The sequence below is a fragment of the Roseitalea sp. MMSF_3546 genome, from assembly GCF_030732865.1.
Lineage (GTDB): Bacteria > Pseudomonadota > Alphaproteobacteria > Rhizobiales > Rhizobiaceae > Roseitalea.
Map to the genome: position 1 here is coordinate 1 of NZ_JASHKB010000026.1, position 16999 is coordinate 16999.

General features: G+C 66.8%; 17 protein-coding genes. 3 read left to right on the forward strand and 14 right to left on the reverse strand.

The window, feature by feature from the left end; genetic code table 11:
* Window positions 1–65: 65 nt before the first annotated feature.
* From RBB34_RS16500 to RBB34_RS16540, 9 genes are read right to left on the reverse strand one after another with little or no spacing between them, the layout of a single operon-like run.
* Window positions 66–1211 carry an ABC transporter substrate-binding protein gene (locus RBB34_RS16500; RefSeq protein ID WP_306120342.1) on the reverse strand — a complete coding sequence of 382 codons (1146 nt, stop codon included), beginning with the start codon at window positions 1209–1211 and terminating at the stop codon, window positions 66–68.
* A gap of 34 nt (window positions 1212–1245) precedes the next feature.
* Window positions 1246–1482 (reverse strand): Lrp/AsnC ligand binding domain-containing protein, encoded by a 237-nt coding sequence (locus RBB34_RS16505; protein WP_306120343.1) that lies wholly within the window; start codon window positions 1480–1482, stop codon window positions 1246–1248.
* A 58-nt stretch (window positions 1483–1540) separates the two neighbouring features.
* Complete coding sequence (locus RBB34_RS16510; RefSeq protein ID WP_306120344.1) at window positions 1541–3175, reverse strand: benzoate-CoA ligase family protein; 1635 nt, start codon at window positions 3173–3175, stop codon at window positions 1541–1543.
* 16 nt (window positions 3176–3191) lie between these two features.
* Complete coding sequence (gene kynA / locus RBB34_RS16515; RefSeq protein WP_306120345.1) at window positions 3192–4028, reverse strand: tryptophan 2,3-dioxygenase; 837 nt, start codon at window positions 4026–4028, stop codon at window positions 3192–3194.
* Window positions 4021–5184, reverse strand: coding sequence for an acyl-CoA dehydrogenase family protein (locus RBB34_RS16520; RefSeq protein ID WP_306120346.1), 1164 nt, complete (start codon window positions 5182–5184; stop codon window positions 4021–4023). Before RBB34_RS16520 ends, kynA begins: the two co-directional genes overlap by 8 nt.
* Window positions 5184–5984 (reverse strand): enoyl-CoA hydratase family protein, encoded by an 801-nt coding sequence (locus tag RBB34_RS16525; RefSeq protein WP_306120347.1) that lies wholly within the window; start codon window positions 5982–5984, stop codon window positions 5184–5186. Before RBB34_RS16525 ends, RBB34_RS16520 begins: the two co-directional genes overlap by 1 nt.
* A complete protein-coding gene (locus tag RBB34_RS16530) occupies window positions 5981–6463 on the reverse strand; it encodes a MarR family transcriptional regulator (protein ID WP_306120348.1) in 483 nt (160 codons plus the stop codon). The genes RBB34_RS16525 and RBB34_RS16530 overlap by 4 nt, the downstream gene beginning before the upstream one ends.
* Window positions 6460–7221: an SDR family oxidoreductase gene (locus RBB34_RS16535; protein WP_306120349.1), complete on the reverse strand. Its 762-nt coding sequence runs from the start codon at window positions 7219–7221 to the stop codon at window positions 6460–6462. The genes RBB34_RS16530 and RBB34_RS16535 overlap by 4 nt, the downstream gene beginning before the upstream one ends.
* Window positions 7218–9512, reverse strand: a complete 2295-nt coding sequence (locus tag RBB34_RS16540; protein WP_306120350.1) for a bifunctional salicylyl-CoA 5-hydroxylase/oxidoreductase — start codon at window positions 9510–9512, stop codon at window positions 7218–7220. The genes RBB34_RS16535 and RBB34_RS16540 overlap by 4 nt, the downstream gene beginning before the upstream one ends.
* A 153-nt stretch (window positions 9513–9665) precedes the next feature.
* Here RBB34_RS16540 and RBB34_RS16545 point away from each other — a divergent pair, with 153 nt between their 5' ends.
* On the forward strand, window positions 9666–11663 hold the full coding sequence (locus RBB34_RS16545) for a 3-hydroxyacyl-CoA dehydrogenase NAD-binding domain-containing protein (protein WP_306120351.1): 1998 nt from the start codon (window positions 9666–9668) through the stop codon (window positions 11661–11663).
* Here RBB34_RS16545 and RBB34_RS16550 read toward each other — a convergent pair whose 3' ends face one another.
* Both RBB34_RS16550 and RBB34_RS16555 read right to left on the reverse strand, forming a co-directional pair.
* Window positions 11664–12539, reverse strand: coding sequence for an aldose 1-epimerase (locus RBB34_RS16550; RefSeq protein WP_306120352.1), 876 nt, complete (start codon window positions 12537–12539; stop codon window positions 11664–11666).
* 25 nt (window positions 12540–12564) lie between these two features.
* Window positions 12565–13698, reverse strand: a complete 1134-nt coding sequence (locus RBB34_RS16555; RefSeq protein ID WP_306120353.1) for a fumarylacetoacetate hydrolase family protein — start codon at window positions 13696–13698, stop codon at window positions 12565–12567.
* A 186-nt stretch (window positions 13699–13884) separates the two neighbouring features.
* On the opposite strand from RBB34_RS16555, the gene RBB34_RS16560 reads away from it, so the two are divergent.
* Window positions 13885–14199: an antibiotic biosynthesis monooxygenase gene (locus RBB34_RS16560; RefSeq protein ID WP_306120354.1), complete on the forward strand. Its 315-nt coding sequence runs from the start codon at window positions 13885–13887 to the stop codon at window positions 14197–14199.
* Window positions 14200–14214: 15 nt separating this feature from the next.
* On the opposite strand, the gene RBB34_RS16565 is transcribed toward RBB34_RS16560, so the two are convergent.
* Window positions 14215–14661 carry a DUF3775 domain-containing protein gene (locus tag RBB34_RS16565; RefSeq protein WP_306120355.1) on the reverse strand — a complete coding sequence of 149 codons (447 nt, stop codon included), beginning with the start codon at window positions 14659–14661 and terminating at the stop codon, window positions 14215–14217.
* Window positions 14662–14860: 199 nt separating this feature from the next.
* Here RBB34_RS16565 and RBB34_RS16570 point away from each other — a divergent pair, with 199 nt between their 5' ends.
* The gene (locus RBB34_RS16570) at window positions 14861–15286 is read left to right on the forward strand and encodes a DUF2267 domain-containing protein (RefSeq protein WP_306120356.1); all 426 of its coding nucleotides are present in this window, start codon (window positions 14861–14863) and stop codon (window positions 15284–15286) included.
* A 5-nt stretch (window positions 15287–15291) separates the two neighbouring features.
* Here the strand turns inward: RBB34_RS16570 and RBB34_RS16575 are convergent, their stop codons facing one another.
* Together RBB34_RS16575 and RBB34_RS16580 are read right to left on the reverse strand one after the other, a co-directional pair.
* Window positions 15292–15696 carry a L,D-transpeptidase gene (locus RBB34_RS16575; RefSeq protein WP_306120357.1) on the reverse strand — a complete coding sequence of 135 codons (405 nt, stop codon included), beginning with the start codon at window positions 15694–15696 and terminating at the stop codon, window positions 15292–15294.
* Between the two features lie 44 nt (window positions 15697–15740).
* Entirely contained in the window at window positions 15741–16949 is a 1209-nt protein-coding gene (locus RBB34_RS16580; protein ID WP_306120358.1) for a hypothetical protein, read from the reverse strand.
* Between the last annotated feature and the right edge of the window lie 50 nt (window positions 16950–16999).

Here is a 16999-nt window from a genome sequence, read left to right on the forward strand (position 1 = left end):
GGGGTGGAAGGGCGGGTCAGGGGCCGCGCCGGCGCGGCGCGGCCCCGACCAGGCGTGTCCGGCGATTACATGTCGCACTGGTCGACATAGGCGTCCTGGTGGTCCTCCAGCGCCGTGCCGATGATCCTGTTGGTCAGCACGTCGCCTTCCATGACCACCTCGCGAACATAGATGTCCTGGATCGGATGGTTGTTGGCGCCGAAGGCGAAGTCGCCGCGCGTGGAGGCGAAGTCCGCCTCGCGCAGCGCCGCGCGGAAGGCGTCCATGTCCGAGATATCGGCCTTTTCCATGGCGCTCAGCAGCAGGTTGGCGGTGTCGAAGCCCTGGCTGGCATAGAGCGAGGGCAACCGGTCATATTCGGCCTGAAAGCTCGCAACGAAGGCCCGGTTGGCCTCGTTGTCGAGATCCTTGGACCATTGAGAGGTGTTCTTCACGCCCAGCGCCGCATCGCCCACGGCCTGCAGGATGCCCTGGTCGAAGGAGAAGGCGGGCCCGATCACCGGAATGTCGACGCCGGAATCGGCGTACTGCTTGAGGAACGAGATTCCCATGCCGCCGGGCAGGAAGAAATAGACGCTGTCGGCGCCCGAGGCGCGGATCTGCGCGATCTCGGCGGCATAGTCGGTCTGGCCGAGCGTGGTGAACACCTCGTCGGCCAGTTCGCCCTCGTAAAAGCGCTTGTAGCCGGTCAGCGCGTCCTGGCCGGCCGGATAGTTCGGCGCCATGATGAACGAATTGGTGAAGCCCGCATCATTGGCATAGGCGCCGGCCGCCTCGTGCAGATTGTCGTTCTGCCAGGCGACGTTGAAATAGTTCTCGTGGCAGCCCTGCCCGGCAAGCTGGCTCGGGCCGGCATTGGGCGACAGATAGATGACGCCCTGATTGACCGTGCTCGGCACCACCGCCATGGCCAGGTTCGACCAGATGATGCCGGTCAGGACATCGACGTCCTCGGCCTGGATCATCTTGTCGGCAAGCTGGACGGCGATCTCCGGCTTGCGCTGGTCGTCCTCGATGACGACCTCGATGTTCTCGTTGCCCGACTGCTTGACGGCGAGCATGAAGCCGTCGCGCACATCGATGCCAAGGCCGGCACCGCCGCCCGAAAGCGTGGTGATCATGCCGACCTTCACGTCGCCGTCCTGCGCCATCGCGCTCGTTGCCATCAGCGCCGCCGCCGAGGCCGCCACTATCATGGTCCTGGTTCTCATCTTTGATCCTCCCGTCGATGAGGTTGAAAGGGTGTCAGAATGCCTTGAACGTCAGGGTCGTGAGCGTCCGCTCGATGCCGTCGATGTCATGCACGTGGTCGTTGATGAACTTGCCGACATCGGCGTCCTTGGGAATGTACAGCTTCATCAGGAGCTCGAAATCGCCGCTGGTCGAATACAGTTCGGAATGGATCTCGCGCAACGCGATCTCCTCGGCCACCTTGTAGGTGGTGCCCGGCCGGCAGCGGATCTGGACGAAGACGCAGTTCATGTCTGAAGGCTCCTGACGAAAGGCGTGTCGACGGTTTTGGCCCGGTCCGGGACAGCCGTCAAACCGTTGTTTCCTGCTTCAGGCGGAACCGCTGGATCTTGCCGGTCTGGGTCTTGGGCAGTTCGGTGACGAACTTGATCGAGCGCGGGTACTTGTAGGGCGCGATCTCCGCCTTGACGTGGTTCTGGAGCAGCTTGGCCATTTCCGGGCTCGCCACCGCGCCGCGCCTGAGCACGACATGGGCTTCCACGATATGCCCGCGCGCCTCGTCGGGCACCCCGACCACCGCGCATTCGGCCACGTTCTCATGCGATAGCAGCGCCGCCTCGACCTCGGGCCCGGCGATGTTGTAGCCGGCCGAAACGATGATGTCGTCGCTGCGCGCGGCAAAGTGAAAGTAGCCGTCCGCATCGCGCCAGAAGGAGTCGCCGGTCAGGTTCCAGCCGTTCTGGACATAGTCGCGCTGGCGCTCGTCGGACAGATAGCGGCAGCCGGTCGGCCCACGCACGGCCAGCCGGCCGACTTCGCCATCGCGGGCGTCGGCCCCGTCCTCGCTGACGATCTTGGCCTCATATCCGGTCACCGGCCGGCCGGTGCAGCCCGGCCTGTGATCGTCGAACCGGTTGGAGATGAAGATGTGCAGCATCTCGGTGGCGCCGATCCCGTCCAGTAGCGGCTTGCCGGTCTTCGCCATCCATTCCTCATAGACCGGCGCCGGCAAGGTCTCGCCCGCCGAGACCGCCGCGCGCAGCGAGGACAGGTCGGCCCCCTGCTCCATCGCCGCCAGCATGGCGCGATAGGCGGTTGGCGCGGTGAAGCAGACCGTGGCTTTGTATTTCTCGATGATCTCGATCATCTTCGGCGGCGAGGCCTGTTCGAGCAGCGTCGCCGCCGCTCCGAAACGCAGCGGAAACACGGCCAGCCCGCCGAGCCCGAAGGTGAAGGCGAGCGGCGGCGAGCCGACGAAGACGTCGCGCTCGGTGACGCCGAGCACTTCCTTGGCATAGCCGTCGGCGATGATCAGGATGTCGCGATGGAAATGGGCGGTCGCCTTGGGCGCTCCGGTCGTCCCCGAAGTGAAGCCCAGAAGCGCGACATCGTCGGCGCCGGTCGGAACCGCGTCGAACCGCACCGGCTTTTCGAGCGCCAGCCGGTCGAGTTCGGCGTCGTGGTTGGACGTGCCGTCGAACCCCACCACGGTTTCCAGGAACGGGCTCTGCTTGGCGCAGGCGACGATCTCGTCCATCAGCCGCGTGTCGCACAGGGCATGGGTGATCTCGCCCTTGGCGACGATCTTGGTCAATTCGCCCGTGCGCAGCATCGGCATGGTGTTGACCACCACCGCGCCGGCCTTGGTGGCCGCCAGCCAGCAGGCGACCATGGCCGGATTGTTGGCCGAGCGGATGAGCACCCGGTTGCCCGGCTTGACGCCCAGATCGTCGACCAGTGCATGGGCCAGCCGGTTGGTCCAGTCGGACAGTTCCTTGTAGGTGCGCCGCCGCCCGTTGCCGATCAGTGCGGTGCGGTCGCCAAAGCCCTTCTCGACCATGGCGTCCGTGAGTTCGACGCCCGCGTTCAGCCTTTCGGGATAGTCGAACCCGTCCAGAAGGAAGACCGGCCACTCATCGGCGGGCGGCAGGTTGTCCCGCGCGAAGGTGTCGACATGTGCCGAAGGACCCAATGTGATTGCCATGATCGCCTCCCAACGCTCACAGATCGGTGCGCACGCGCCACAGTTCGGGAAACAGTTCCACCTCCAGCATGCGCCGCAGATAGGTGACCCCGCCGGTTCCGCCGGTGCCGCGCTTGAGCCCGATCACCCGTTCGACGGTGGTAACATGATTGAACCGCCAGCGGCGGAAATAGTCTTCAAGGTCGACCAGCTTCTCGGCCAGTTCGTAAAGCGGCCAATATGTCGTCGTGTCGCGATAGACCGCCGCCCACATGGCCGTCACCTGCGGGTCGGCCTCGTGCGGGCGCTTGCCCGGCGCGGCGATCAGCGCCTGCGGAACGTCCATCCCCTTCTTCGCGGCGTGACGCAGGACGACCTGGTAGAGGCTGGGCGTGTCGAGTTCGTCCTCGAGCATCTGCAGATAGTCCGGCCGGTGGGCGTGCGGGCGCAGCATGGCCAGGTTCCGGTTGCCCAGCGTGAACTCGATCAGCCGATACTGCACGGACTGAAATCCCGAGCTCTGGCCGAGCGAATCGCGGAACCGCGTATAGTCCGACGGCGTCATGGTGCGCAGCACGTCCCAGGCGCCGTTGAGCTGTTCGAGAATGCGGCTGACGCGCGCCAGCAGCTTGAACGCCTCGGGCAAGCGGTCCTCGCCGATCGCTTTGCGCGCGCCGCCCAGCTCCTGCAGCAGCAGCTTCATCCACAGTTCGGACGTCTGGTGCTGGATGATGAAGAGCATCTCGTCAGGCGCGTTCGAGATCGGCCGCTGCGCGCCGAGCACCTTGTCCAGGGCAAGGTAGTCCGAATAGGACATGCGCCCGTCGAAAGCCATCTGGGCGCCGTCTTGGGCCGGATCGAACGGGTCAGCCATCGAATGCTCCCATCGTCTGGCGCGCGATGATGACGCGCTGGACGTCCGAAGCGCCCTCGTAGATGCGCAGCGCCCGGATTTCGCGATAGAGCGTTTCGACCGCCGTGCCCGAGCGCACGCCCTCGCCGCCGTGAAGCTGCACGGCCCGGTCGATCACCTGCTGGGCCTGCTCGGTCGAAAACAGCTTCGCCATCGCCGCCTCGCGGGTGACGCGCGGCGCACCCTTGTCCTTGGCCCAGGCGGCCCGATAGACGAGAAGCGCACTGGCATCGATATCGAGCGCCATGTCGGCGATATGGCCCTGCACCATCTGCAATTCGATCAGCGGCGCCCCTTGCACATGCCGGTCGCGGACACGGGCCAGCGCCTCGTCGAGCGCCCGGCGCGCAAAGCCGAGCGCGGCGGCGGCGACCGTCGAGCGGAAGACGTCGAGCACGCTCATGGCGATCTTGAAGCCGGCCCCGCGTTCGCCGATCAGCGCCGATTGCGGCACGCGGCAACCCGAAAACCGCAAGGTCGCGAGCGGATGCGGGGCGATCGTGTCGAGCCGTTCGACCACCGCGAAGCCCGGCAGGTCCGCCGGCACGATGAAGGCCGAAAGGCCCTTGGCGCCGGGCGCTTCGCCGGTGCGCGCAAAGACGGTGTAGACGTCGGCGATGCCGCCATTGGAAATCCAGGTCTTTTCGCCATCGAGCACGAAATGGTCGCCATCTTGCCGCGCCGTCATGGTCGAGTTGGCGACATCGGAGCCCGATTGCGGCTCGGTCAGCGCAAAGGCGGCGATCGCCTCTCCGGCGCGGACCCTTGGCAACCATTGCGCCTTCTGTGCCCCGGTGCCGAAAAGCGAGATCGCGCCCGTGCCAAGGCCCTGCATGGCGAAGGCGAAATCGGCAAGCCCGTCATGGCGCGCCAGCGTCTCGCGGATCAGGCACAGCGTACGCACATCGAGCCTGGCGTCCGGATCGGCCGGGTCGACGGCGCTGTGGGCGAGCCAGCCGCCCGTGCCCAGCGCGCGCACGATCGCCCGGCAGGCGGCATCGATGTCGCCGTGGTCGATACCGGCCAGCGCCTCCCGACTCCAGTTTTCAAGCGCTTCGGCCAAGCCTTTGTGGCGGCTTTCGAAAAACGGCCAGTCGAGAAAGCTGCGGTCGGCCATCAATCGCCCTCGAACACCGGTTTTTCCTTTGCGACGAACGCCTCGTAGGCGCGCACGAAGTCCCTTGTCTGCATGCAGATCGCCTGGGCCTGCGCCTCGGCCTCGATCGCCTGCTCGATCCCCATCGACCATTCCTGCGCGAGCATGGTCTTGGTCATCATGTGGGCGAAGTTTGGCCCCTCGGCGATGCGCCGTGCAAGCGCCAGGGCATCCTCTTCGAGCGCATCGGCATCGACAAGACGGTTGTAAAAGCCCCAGCGTTCGCCTTCTTCGGCGCTCATCGTCCGGCCGGTATACAGCAGTTCCGCCGCCCGGCCCTGCCCGACGATGCGCGGCAGCATGGCGCAGGCGCCCATGTCGCAGCCGGCAAGGCCGACGCGCGTGAACAGGAAGGCGGTCCTGGCCTGCGGCGTTGCGATCCTCAGATCGGACGCCATGGCGATGATCGCGCCCGCGCCGACGCACACGCCATCGACCGCTGCAACGATCGGCTTGCCGGATCCGACCATCGCCTTGACCAGATCGCCGGTCATGCGCGTGAAGGCCAGCATCTGCTTCATCGACATCTTGGTGAGCGGGCCGATGATGTCGTGCACATCGCCGCCCGAGGAGAAATTGCCACCATTGGGCGCGAAGACCACCGCCTTGATCGCATCGTCGACGGCTAGCGCGCGGAACCAGTCGCGCAGTTCGCCATAGCTGTCGAAGGTCAGCGGATTCTTGCGCTCGGGCCGGTCGAGCCGGACGGTGGCGATGCCGTCCTCGATCGCGCACAGGAAGTGTTGCGGGCCGTCCGTCATCGGCGTGTCTCCAGACCGTCGAGCAATTGGGCGAGCGCGTCGAAGCGATGGGCGAGCCCGTCGGCCTCCTCGGCGGGAAAGTCGCCCAGCAATTCGTCGATCCAGCCCGCATGCGCCTCGGCCTGGCGGGCGAAATGCGCCTTGCCGCGCTCGGTGAGCTGCACCAGAAAGGCGCGGCGGTCGCCCTTGACCGGCACGCGCACGACCAGCCCTTCCTCGACCAGCCGGTCGACAATCCCCGTCACATTGCCGTTGGAGACGCGCAGCACGCCCGAAAGCTGGCTCATCTTCAGCCCTTCGGCATGCCGGTTCAGCGCGGCCATGACGTCGAAACGCGGCAGCGTGGTCGCGAAATCGGTGCGCAGCCGCTCGCGCAACTGCCCCTCGATCTTGCGGCTGACCTTCAGAAGCCGCAGCCACAGCCGCAACCGCGCGCGCGAATGCGCCTCCTGCTTGCGTTCGAGAACCTCGCCCGTCATACCTCGCCCCCCGCAACAGACAGCGCATGGCCGTTGACCGACGCCGCCCGGTCGCCGGCCAGCCACAGCGCCGCCTCGGCCACCTCGTCGGGCTGGATGAACCGGCCCTGCGGATTGCCGGCCTTGAGCGTCTTGCGGGCTTCGTCCGCCGACATGCCGGTCTTTTCGACGATATTGGCGACCGAGCGCTCGAGCATCGGCGTCTCCACGAAGCCCGGACAGATCGCATTGGCCGTGATGCCGGTGCGCCCCAGTTCGACGGCGAGCGCGCGCACGAGCCCGATCACGCCGTGCTTGGCCGCGCAATAGCCGCTCACATAGGGATAGCCCTTCAGCCCCGCCGTCGAGGCGATGGCGATCATCCGGCCCCATTGGGCCTGCTTCATCTCCGACAGCGCCGCCTTGAAGGCGTTGAACACGCCGGTGACGTTGACCGCCAGCATGACATCCAGATCGATCGCCTCCATCGCCGCGAACGGCTTGGACACCGCTTCGCCCGCATTGGCGATGACGATCCCGACCGGGCCGTGATCGGCGCGCGCGGCGGCGAACGCCGCCTTGACCGCGTCTTCTTCGGTGACGTCGCAGGTGCGGTAGTCGATGCGCGAATGGGCATGGGCGAGCGCGGCGAGCGGCTCCTCGCGCCGCGCCATGATGGTCACCTGCGCGCCGGCATCGGCGAAGGTGCGGGCGATGGCCGCGCCGACGCCCGTGCCGCCGCCGGTGACCACCGCGTGACGGCCGGCGAGATCGCTCATACCCGGCCCGCCGTTTCCGCCTGCCGGTCGGCCAGCCGCCACAGCTGGTCGCGGCCGGCCAGATAGGGCAGCGGCCAGTCCTCGTGGCGGTCGCCGATCTCGGCGCCCGCATGCAGCGTCCAGTACGGATCGGCCAGATGCGGCCGCGCCAGGCAGACCAGGTCCGCCCGTCCCGCCATCAGGATCGAGTTGACATGGTCGGGCTCGTAGATGTTGCCGACGGCCATGGTCCTGATATTGGCCTCGTTGCGGATGCGGTCCGAGAACGGGGTCTGGAACATGCGGCCATAGACCGGCCTCGCCTCGGTCGAGGTCTGGCCGGCCGAAACGTCGATGATGTCGGCGCCGGCCTTTTCGAACATGGCCGCGATCGCGACCGCCTCATCGGGGGTCACACCGTCCTCGCCGACCCAGTCGCTCGCCGAGATGCGCACCGACATCGGCTTGTGCTCCGGCCAGGCCGCGCGCATGGCGCCGAACACTTCCAGCGGATAGCGCATCCGGTTTTCGAGGCTGCCGCCATATTCGTCCGTGCGCACATTGGAGAGCGGCGAGATGAACGAGGAGATCAGATAGCCATGGGCGGCGTGCAACTCGATCATGTCGAAGCCGGCCCGCGCGGCCATCTGCGTGGCCGCAACGAACTCCTCGCGCACCCGGTCCATGTCGTCGCGGTCCATGGCGCGCGGCGCCGGATTGTTCGGCGACCAGGCGATCGCCGAGGCCGACATGGTCTGCCAGTTGCCGTCCTTGAGCGGCGCGTCCATCTGTTCCCAGCCGAGCTGGGTCGAGCCCTTGCGGCCCGAATGGCCGATCTGGCAGCAGATCTTGGCCTGGGTCTCGGCATGCACGAAATCGACCAGCCGCTTCCACGCCGCTTCGTGCTCGGGCGCATAAAGCCCCGGGCAGCCCGGCGTGATGCGCCCTTCGGGCGAAACGCAGGTCATCTCGGTATAGACAAGCCCCGCACCGCCCTTGGCCCGCTCGGCGTAATGGACGAAATGCCAGTCGGTCGGGCAGCCCTCGACGGCCTTGTACTGGGCCATGGGCGAGACGACGACACGGTTCTTCAGCGCCATGTCGCGCAGCGCGAATGGGGCGAACATCGGCGCGCGCACCGGCGCATTGGCACCAACGCCCGCCTGCTCCTGGAACCATTTTTCCGCCGAGCGCAGCCATTCGGGATCGCGCAGGCGCAGATTTTCGTGCGAGATGCGCTGCGAACGCGTCAGCAGCGAATAGTTGAACTGCACCGGATCGAGATCGAGATAGCGGTGCACCTCCTCGAACCATTCCAGCGAATTGCGCGCCGCCGATTGCAGCCGCAGAACCTCGAGCCGCCGCTCGTCCTCGTATTTGGCGAAGGCGGCCTGCATGGTCGGTTCGTTGATCAGGTAGTCGGCCAGCGCGATCGCCGATTCCATGGCGAGTTTCGAACCCGAGCCGATCGAAAAATGCGCCGTCGCCGCCGCATCGCCCATCAGCACGATGTTTTCGTGGCTCCAGTTCTGGCAAAGAACGCGCGGGAAATTCAGCCAGGCCGAGCCGCGAATGTGCCGCGCATTGGTCATCAGCGCGTGACCGCCCAGATGGTCCTTGAAGATGTCCTCGCAGACCTCGATCGATTCCTGCTGCGAAAGCTCGCCGAAACCGTAGGCTTGCCAGGTCTCCTCGTCCGTCTCGACGATGAAGGTCGCGGTGTCGTCGTCGAACTGGTAGGCATGCGCCCACACCCAGCCCTTGTCGGTGTGCTCGAAGATGAAGGTGAAGGCATCGTCGAACTTCTGATGCGTGCCCAGCCAGACGAACTTGCACGCCCGCATGTCGATGTCGGGCTTGAAATGGTCGGCGAACTCGGCGCGCGTCTTCGAGTTGAGCCCGTCGGCGGCGACCACCAGATCGTATTTTTCGGCATAGCTCGCCGCGCTTTCCACCTCGGTCTGAAATCGCAGATCGACGCCCAGTTCGCGCGCCCGCTCCTGCAGGACGAGCAGCAATTGCTTGCGCCCGATGCCGCAGAAGCCATGGCCGGTCGACACGATCTTCTGGCCGCGGTAATGCACGGCGATATCGTCCCAATAGGCGAATTGGGCACGGATCGCCTCGGCGCTCCGCGCATCGTTGGCCGCAAGGTTGTCGAGCGTTTCGTCCGACAGCACCACGCCCCAGCCGAAGGTGTCGTCGGGCCGGTTGCGCTCGATGACGACGACCTCGTCATCGGGCCGACGCAGCTTCATGGAGATTGCGAAATAAAGACCTGCCGGTCCTCCGCCAAGACACGCGATCCGCATGGCTGTTGTGTACCTCCGCATAGGTTCTGTCCACTCGCCGGGACGAGGTTACGCAGACCGCGAAACTATTTCAAGCATGAAATTTTCTCGGTTGAAATAGCGCGGGCACCCGCTTATCCGGACACCAAGGCAAGCCATTGAACGGACCTTCCCATGACCAGCACTTCCAAGACCGCTTCCCCCGACGCGCATGAGGCGGCCGTCCGCGTTGCGATCGAGGACCGGATCGCGATCGTGACCATCGACAACCCGCCCGTCAATGCCGCCTCGCATGCGGTGCGCGCCGGACTGCTCGAGGCGGTCCGCACGGCCGAGGAAGCCGGTGCCCGTGCCGCCGTGCTGATCGGCGCCGGCGACAGCTTCGTCGCCGGCGCCGATGTGCGCGAGTTCGGTCAGCCGCCGCGCGCTCCGCTCCTGCCCGAAGTGGTGCGTGCGCTCGAGAAGACGCCCGTGCCCTTCATCGCCGCCATCGACGGCAATGCGCTCGGCGGCGGGCTCGAACTGGCGCTGGGCTGCGCCTACCGCATTGCGACGCCGCGGGCCAAGTTCGGCATGCCCGAGGTCAATCTCGGCCTCATTCCCGGCGCCGGCGGCACGGTGCGCCTGCCGCGTCTGGTGCCCGTGCTCGAAGCGCTGATGATGATCACCTCGGGCAAGCCGGTCGGCACCCGGAAGGCGCTCGATATCGGGCTGATCGACGATGTCGCCGAGGGCGACCTGCTGCAGGCGGCACGCGACCTGGCGCTGCAGATCGACGGAAGGGAGCGCCCGCTCGCGCTGCTGTCGCGCGAGCCCGTCATCGTGCCCGACGTCCATAGCTGGCAGATTGCCGTCAACGACGCAACCAAGAAGACCCGCGGGCAGAACGCGCCGCGCGAGGCGGCAAATGCGCTGCGCGATGCGATCGACATGGCGCCCGACGCCGCGCTGGAGGCCGAGCGCGCCCGCTTTCTCAAGCTCAAGGACGATCCGCAATCGGCGGCGCTGCGCCACATCTTCTTCGCCGAGCGCTCGGTTGCCAGGATGGATCGGCTCAAGGGCGTCGAACCCCGCAAGGTCGACCATGTCGGCATCGTCGGCGGCGGCACGATGGGCGCCGGCATCGCCGCCGCGACGCTGCTCGCCGGTCTGCCGGTCACGCTGATCGAGCGCGACGACGCCGCGCTTGAAGCGGGCCGCGAGCGCGTCGGCAAGCTGCTCGATGGCGCCGAGCGGCGCGGGCTGATCGACACCGCGCGCCGCGCGGCGATCGACGCCTCGCTCGCCGGCGCCACCGATTACGACGCGCTGGCCAGCGCCGATCTGGTCATCGAGGCGGTGTTCGAGGACATGGCTGTCAAGACCGAGGTCTTTGAACGGCTCGACCGGGCGACGCGGCCCGACGCGGTGCTGGCGACCAACACCTCCTATCTCGATGTCGGCGCGATGGCCGAAGTCGTGGCCGATCCGGGGCGGGTCCTGGGCCTGCACTTCTTCTCGCCCGCCCATGTGATGAAGCTGCTTGAGGTCGTCCATCCGCCCAAGGTCGCCGACGACGTGCTGGCAACCGGCTTCGCCTTCGGCAAGCGGCTGCGCAAGATCTGCGTGCCGGCGGGCGTGTGCGACGGCTTCATCGGCAACCGCATCATGTCCGCCTACCGGCGCGAGGCCGGCTATCTGCTCGAGGAGGGCGCGCTGCCCCATGAGGTGGACGCGGCGATGACCGATTACGGCTTCGCCATGGGCATCTACGCCATGCAGGACATGGCCGGCCTCGACATCGCCTGGGCGATGCGCAAGCGCCGCGCGGCGACCCGCGACCCGAACGAGCGCTATGTCGACATCGCCGACACGCTGTGCGAGGCGGGCCGCTTCGGCCAGAAGACCGGCAAGGGCTGGTATCTTCATGACGGCACCTCGCGCACCGGCCGGCCCGACCCCGAGGTCGAGGCGATCATTGTCGACGCCTCGCGCCGCAAGGGCATCGAACGCCGCTCCTTCTCGCATGAGCAGATCATCGACCGCCTGTTGGGTGCGCTGCGCGCCGAGGCCGACGCGGTGCTCGCCGAGGGCATCGCCGCATCGCCCGATGCGATCGATGTCGTCATGGTCAATGGCTACGGTTTTCCGCGCTGGCGCGGCGGACCGATGTTTGCGACCCGCAAGGGCTGATCAGCCCCAGGCGATCTTCATCCAGCCTGACAGGTCCTCGCCCGGCGCCAGGACGGCAAGGCCGGGCAGCCCGTCCATGTTGTGCGCATCGACGGGATGGCTGACCGGCTCGAAACAGAAGAAGTCCGCCTCCGCGCCGGGTGAATAGACGATCGCAACGTCCAGATTGTCCGAGGCGGTGACGGTGCATGGTACCGCCTCGGACGCCTGCGTGACATGCGCCGGCCCGCGCCAGCCCGCGAATGCGTTGTTGATGAGCCCGTCGGGCAGCGCCGCCCCGGCCGAAAACGCCCAGTCGCCGCGCTCATTGACCGGGACCTTTTCGGTCGGCAGGTGCCGATCGTCCTCGAGCCAGACCTCGTCGGCCTCGAACAGCAGCCGCGTTCCGGCCGACCGGGGAAACCAGGGATGAAATCCGAGCCCGAAGGGCAGCGGCGCTTCGGCAGCACTGGTCATGGTGAGCGTCGCAAGCAACGCATCCGCCGACAGCGCATAGGTGATCTCGGCGCGATAGCGCAGCGGTCCGAACGCGCCGTCTTCGAGCACCAGCGTCGTCGCGGTCCTCGACCGCTCCGCCACCGCCCAGCGCCGCTGAAACCCGTCGCCATGGATCGCGAACGGCTCGCCCGCCAAATTGGGCTCCAGGTCATGGCGAGCGCCGCCGAAGGAAAAGCCGCCCTCGATGCGGTTGGAGAACGGCACCAGCAGATTGCAGGCCAGCGCGAACGGGCCGTCCTCGATGCGCCCGGACCACGGCCGCAGCACCGGCCGCGACCGGCCATCGGCCCCGGTCAGCGAAAGATCGGCGATCCCCGCGCCCATTGAAGGCACCACGCTCAGCCGCGCTTCGCCCGCCGCAAGTTCCACCGTGTCCATGCCCTGTCCTCCCCGCATTCCCGGGCTACAGCATGGCGCGGCCCGCCAGATTGCGCATCAGGGCGGCCGTGCCGAACGTCCAGGGCGCGCATTGCGTCGAAAGCCGTACCGTGTTGACGAGCGCGCCCAGCTCGGCATTGGAAATCGTTACCACGTCGCCGAGCTTGTGGGTGAAGCCTTCGCCGGGCTGGTCGCGGTCCTCGGTCGGTGCGAACAGCGTGCCCAGGAACAGCATGAACCCGTCCGGATACTGGTGATGGGCACCGCAGGTCTGGGCCACCAGATCGGCCGGATCGCGGCTGATCTCGGCCATCGAGCTGTGCCCGTTGAGCACGAATCCGTCCGTGCCCGTCACCGTAAGGTCGAGCTTAGCGCGGCGCACCTCGTCAAGGCCGTAGCTGTCGTCGAACAGGCGGATGAACGGGCCGATCGCGCAGGCGGCGTTGTTGTCCTTGGCCTTGCCGAGCAGCAGCGCCGAGCGACCCTCGACATCGCGCAGATTGACGTCATTGCCCAGCGTCGCACCCTTGATGCGCCCGCCGCCATCGACGGCCAGCACCACTTCCGGCTCGGGATTGTTCCATTGCGAGATCGGGTGCAGGCCGACCTCGGCGCCATGGCCGACCGCCGACATCGGCTGGGCCTTGGTGAACACTTCCGCATCCGGCCCGATGCCGACCTCCAGATACTGGCTCCACAGCCCCTCCTCGATCAGCGCCGCCTTGACCCTGGCCGCCTCCGCCGAGCCGGGCACCAGATCGCGCAGGCTGGCTCCGATCGCCGCGCCGATGCGTTCCCGGATCGCCTGGGCGCGGTGCGGATCGCCGGCGGCGCGCTCCTCGATCACGCGCTCGACCATCGAGCCGGCGAAGGTCACCCCGCATGCCTTGATCGCCTGAAGGTCGCACGGCGCGAGCAGCCGCAACGGCCCGCTGCGGCCGGTTTCGACGAGATCGGCCACGCTCCCGAGCGTTTCGCCCGGCGCGCTTCGGGCATGGCCGACCGGATCGTCGAGTTCGAGAAGATCTCGCATGGTCGGCGCCTGCCGCGAAGTGATGTCGACGACCGCGCCCTCGCGCAGCGCGACCAGCGCGGGACCGCCGACATCCTCGCGCCACACCCGACCGACGAATGTCCCCTCGCCGAAGATCGTCTCCATCGTCCCCCCAGCCGGGCGCCCGCCCGGTTCATCGCCTCGCCGCATCGCCTTGGGTTGCGGCCGGGGAATCGGGTAAGCGTTTCGGCCGGCCAAGTCCAGTCCGCGTCACCATGCCCGACCCGATCGTCATTGCTCCGGAACCGTGTTTGGTCGATAACGCCGGCAGCCGATCAGGGAGAGCCTGCAATGTTTGTCGCCATGAACCGGTTTCGGATCAACAAGGGCCACGAGGACGCCTTCGAGGAAGTCTGGCGCAGTCGCGATTCGCGCCTGAAGGACGTTCAGGGCTTCCAGAGCTTCCACCTGCTCAAGGGCGCCTTCGACGAGGACAGCCAGACCACGCTCTATGCCTCGCACACCATCTGGGAAAGCCAGGAGCACTTTTCGGCATGGACACGCTCGGAGCACTTTCGCGCCGCGCACAAGAGCGCAAGGGACACGACCGGCATGTATGCCGGACCGCCGGTCTTCGAGGGCTTTTCATCGGTTCTTGCCGAGTAGAAGCCCTTGCGGGTCTCAAAGATGCGCCAGTTCGTACTCCTCGCAGGACAGATCGAGCTCGGACAACCCGTTGGACAGGTGATCGGCGAGCAGCGGCGTACCGCAAAGATAGCGTGCGGTCTGCTCGTTGCGTGACCGCGCCGCCTCCTCGCGCACCGTGTCCCAGTCCTCGGCGGTATACTCGCCCCTGCCCAGCCACATCAATGCGATCAGGTCGGCCTGCTCGTCGACATTGAGCGCGCTGATCAGCGAGGTCATCTCGGCCCATTCGGGATCGTCGGGATAGTCGGCGAGCACCGAAAGATCGCCGTCATCGGTCGGGTTGGAGGCCGGATCGCGCACCGGCGCGGGATATTTGGCGTCGAACGAGCGCGCCTTGAAGATGATGAAGCACACCTTTTCGAGTGCGACGGTCAGGCCGCCGAAATCGGTCCCGGCCTGGTCGATGGGTGGGTTCGCCATTGTGTCTCTCCCCGCGTGGTGGTTGGCCGGACGGCACCGGCATGATGCGTGTCGTGACGCAACAACCGGCGAGCGTGGCGCCAGGTTCCGATGCGGCACCCCGCCGATGCCGCTTGATGCAACGCAATGCGCCGCCCCTCCATTGGCACGATAACAGCTTGCCAGGGCCCGTGGCGCGGGCACGCAAAGGAGGACCACAATGAGCATCACCGGTATTTCGACGATCGACAATGCACCCCATGACGTCAATGACTGGCTCAAGCAGTTGCGCGCCAGGCTCGACTGGACCGAGAACGGGCGCGCCTATCTGCTCATGCGCACGGTGCTGCACGCGGTCCGGGACTGGCTGACGGTCGACGAAGCGGCGCAGCTGGCCGCGCAGATGCCCATTCTGGTCCGCGGCATCTATTATGAAGGCTGGGACCCTTCCCGCACGCCGGTGCATCCGCGGTCCAAATCGGACTTCGTCGCCCGTGTCGATCATGCCTTCACCAAGGAACCGCTCGAGGACACCGAAAAGGCGATCACGGCCGTCTTCGGTCTGCTCGAGGCCACCATCTCGGCCGGCGAGATCGCCGACGTCAAGCACGCCATGCGCGCCAACATCCAGGAGTTGTGGCCCTGAACGCGTCAATTGCGGATGACGATCCGGGTCGCGGCCATGCCGTGGGCCACCACCAGGTCGAATAGCGTGCGCGCATTGTCCGGATGCAGCCGGACACAGCCATGCGAGGCGGGACGGCCAAGATCGCCGGTCTCGGTCGTTCCGTGGATGGCATAGCCACCGTGAAAGAAGATCGAGTGCGGCATCGGCGCATTGTCGTACTTGCGTGAATACCACATACGCTCCAGCCGGATCGGCCGATAGGTGCCTACCGGCGTGCAATAGCCCGACCGTGCCGTCGAAACCGGCCAGGCGTGCAGCGGACCCGACATGTCGCGCACGTAAAGGCGCTGCTCGGAAAGGTCGATCGTCACCACAAGGCTTGCCGCGAGCGCCGACGCGGGCGCTATGGCGGTTGCGACCAGGGCCACGAGCGCCGCAATGACCGCCCGACGTCGTTGCAGCGGCCTCATTGTCACATCGCCACCGGTTCTGCCGGCGGCGCGCCATTGCCGCCCTGACCTGCGGCAACCGTCCGCGCGCCGCCCCAGCCGGTGCGCCCCAAGACGTAAAGGACGATCGCGCCAAGGCCGTAGAGCACCACCGCCAGGTTGATCAGCCAGCCGAGCACCGGCACGAAGTTCACGATCGCCAGCGCGACCAGGCCGACCGCCAGCATGACCAGCTTGGCCGGATTGGTCTGCGGGTCGAAGCCGAACGCAGCCGCCAGCCGGAACGACAGCACGAAGGCGCCCAGCAGATAGGCCACCGTCCAGGCCAGCACGATGAACAAGATCACGATCGGAATGAAGGGCAGCCCGACCAGAGTCATGGCGCTGACGGGTACCAGGCCGAACAGGGTCGCAAGGGCGACGAAACCGGCCAACACGGCCAGCCCCGGCCGCTCGGTCGCAGCTTCCCGCGCCCGTTGCACGCCCGCCGGCATGAAGGCCAGAAACACCGCCGCGATCACCAGAAGGAAGGCGAGGGTCAGCACGAAGCCCAGAAAGACGGCCAACATGGACGGCCAGACCATGGCCATGGGCTCGTCGACCATGTCGCGCCACTCACCGAACCCGTCCATCGTGTCGATCTCGATGAACCGCACCCGGTCGGCCGGGATCACGCCTTCGGGAATGTCGATGCGCGATGGCGCCGCATAGGTCAGCGCGCCGCCAATGGTCGCATCGCCGCCAAAGGTGATCTCGGCGCCGGCCAGACGGACATCGCCGGTGACCGGCGCGTCAAGGCGCACCGATCCGCCCGAGGCCAGCAGGCTGCCGGCGATCGGCCCCTCGATGCGCACCGTCCCGCCCGAAAGCCGGGCATTGCCGGCGACTTCGGCGCCATCGCGCAGGCGCACCGAAAAGCCCGAGGCCGTGACGTCTTCGCCGACCGTGGCGTCGATCGTCACGCTGGCGCCGGCGGCATAGAGGTCCGAGCCGATCTCGCCGTCGACATCGACGTCGAAGCCGGCCGCGTGGCCGTCACCGGCGACCGAGCCGTCGAGCACGACATTGAAGCCACCCACGAAGGCATCGCGGCCGGACGAGCCGGAAATCGTCGCATTGGCGCCGCCGTCATAGACATCGCCGCCGATCACCTGCGGTGTCTGGGCGCCGACATGGGCGGTCGCAGCCAAGGCGAAAAGGGCTGCAAGCAAAGGCGTAATGGTCGATCTCATTGGCTGCGCCTCCGATCTCAATGGATTGTCATCTTCACCACATCGTCAGT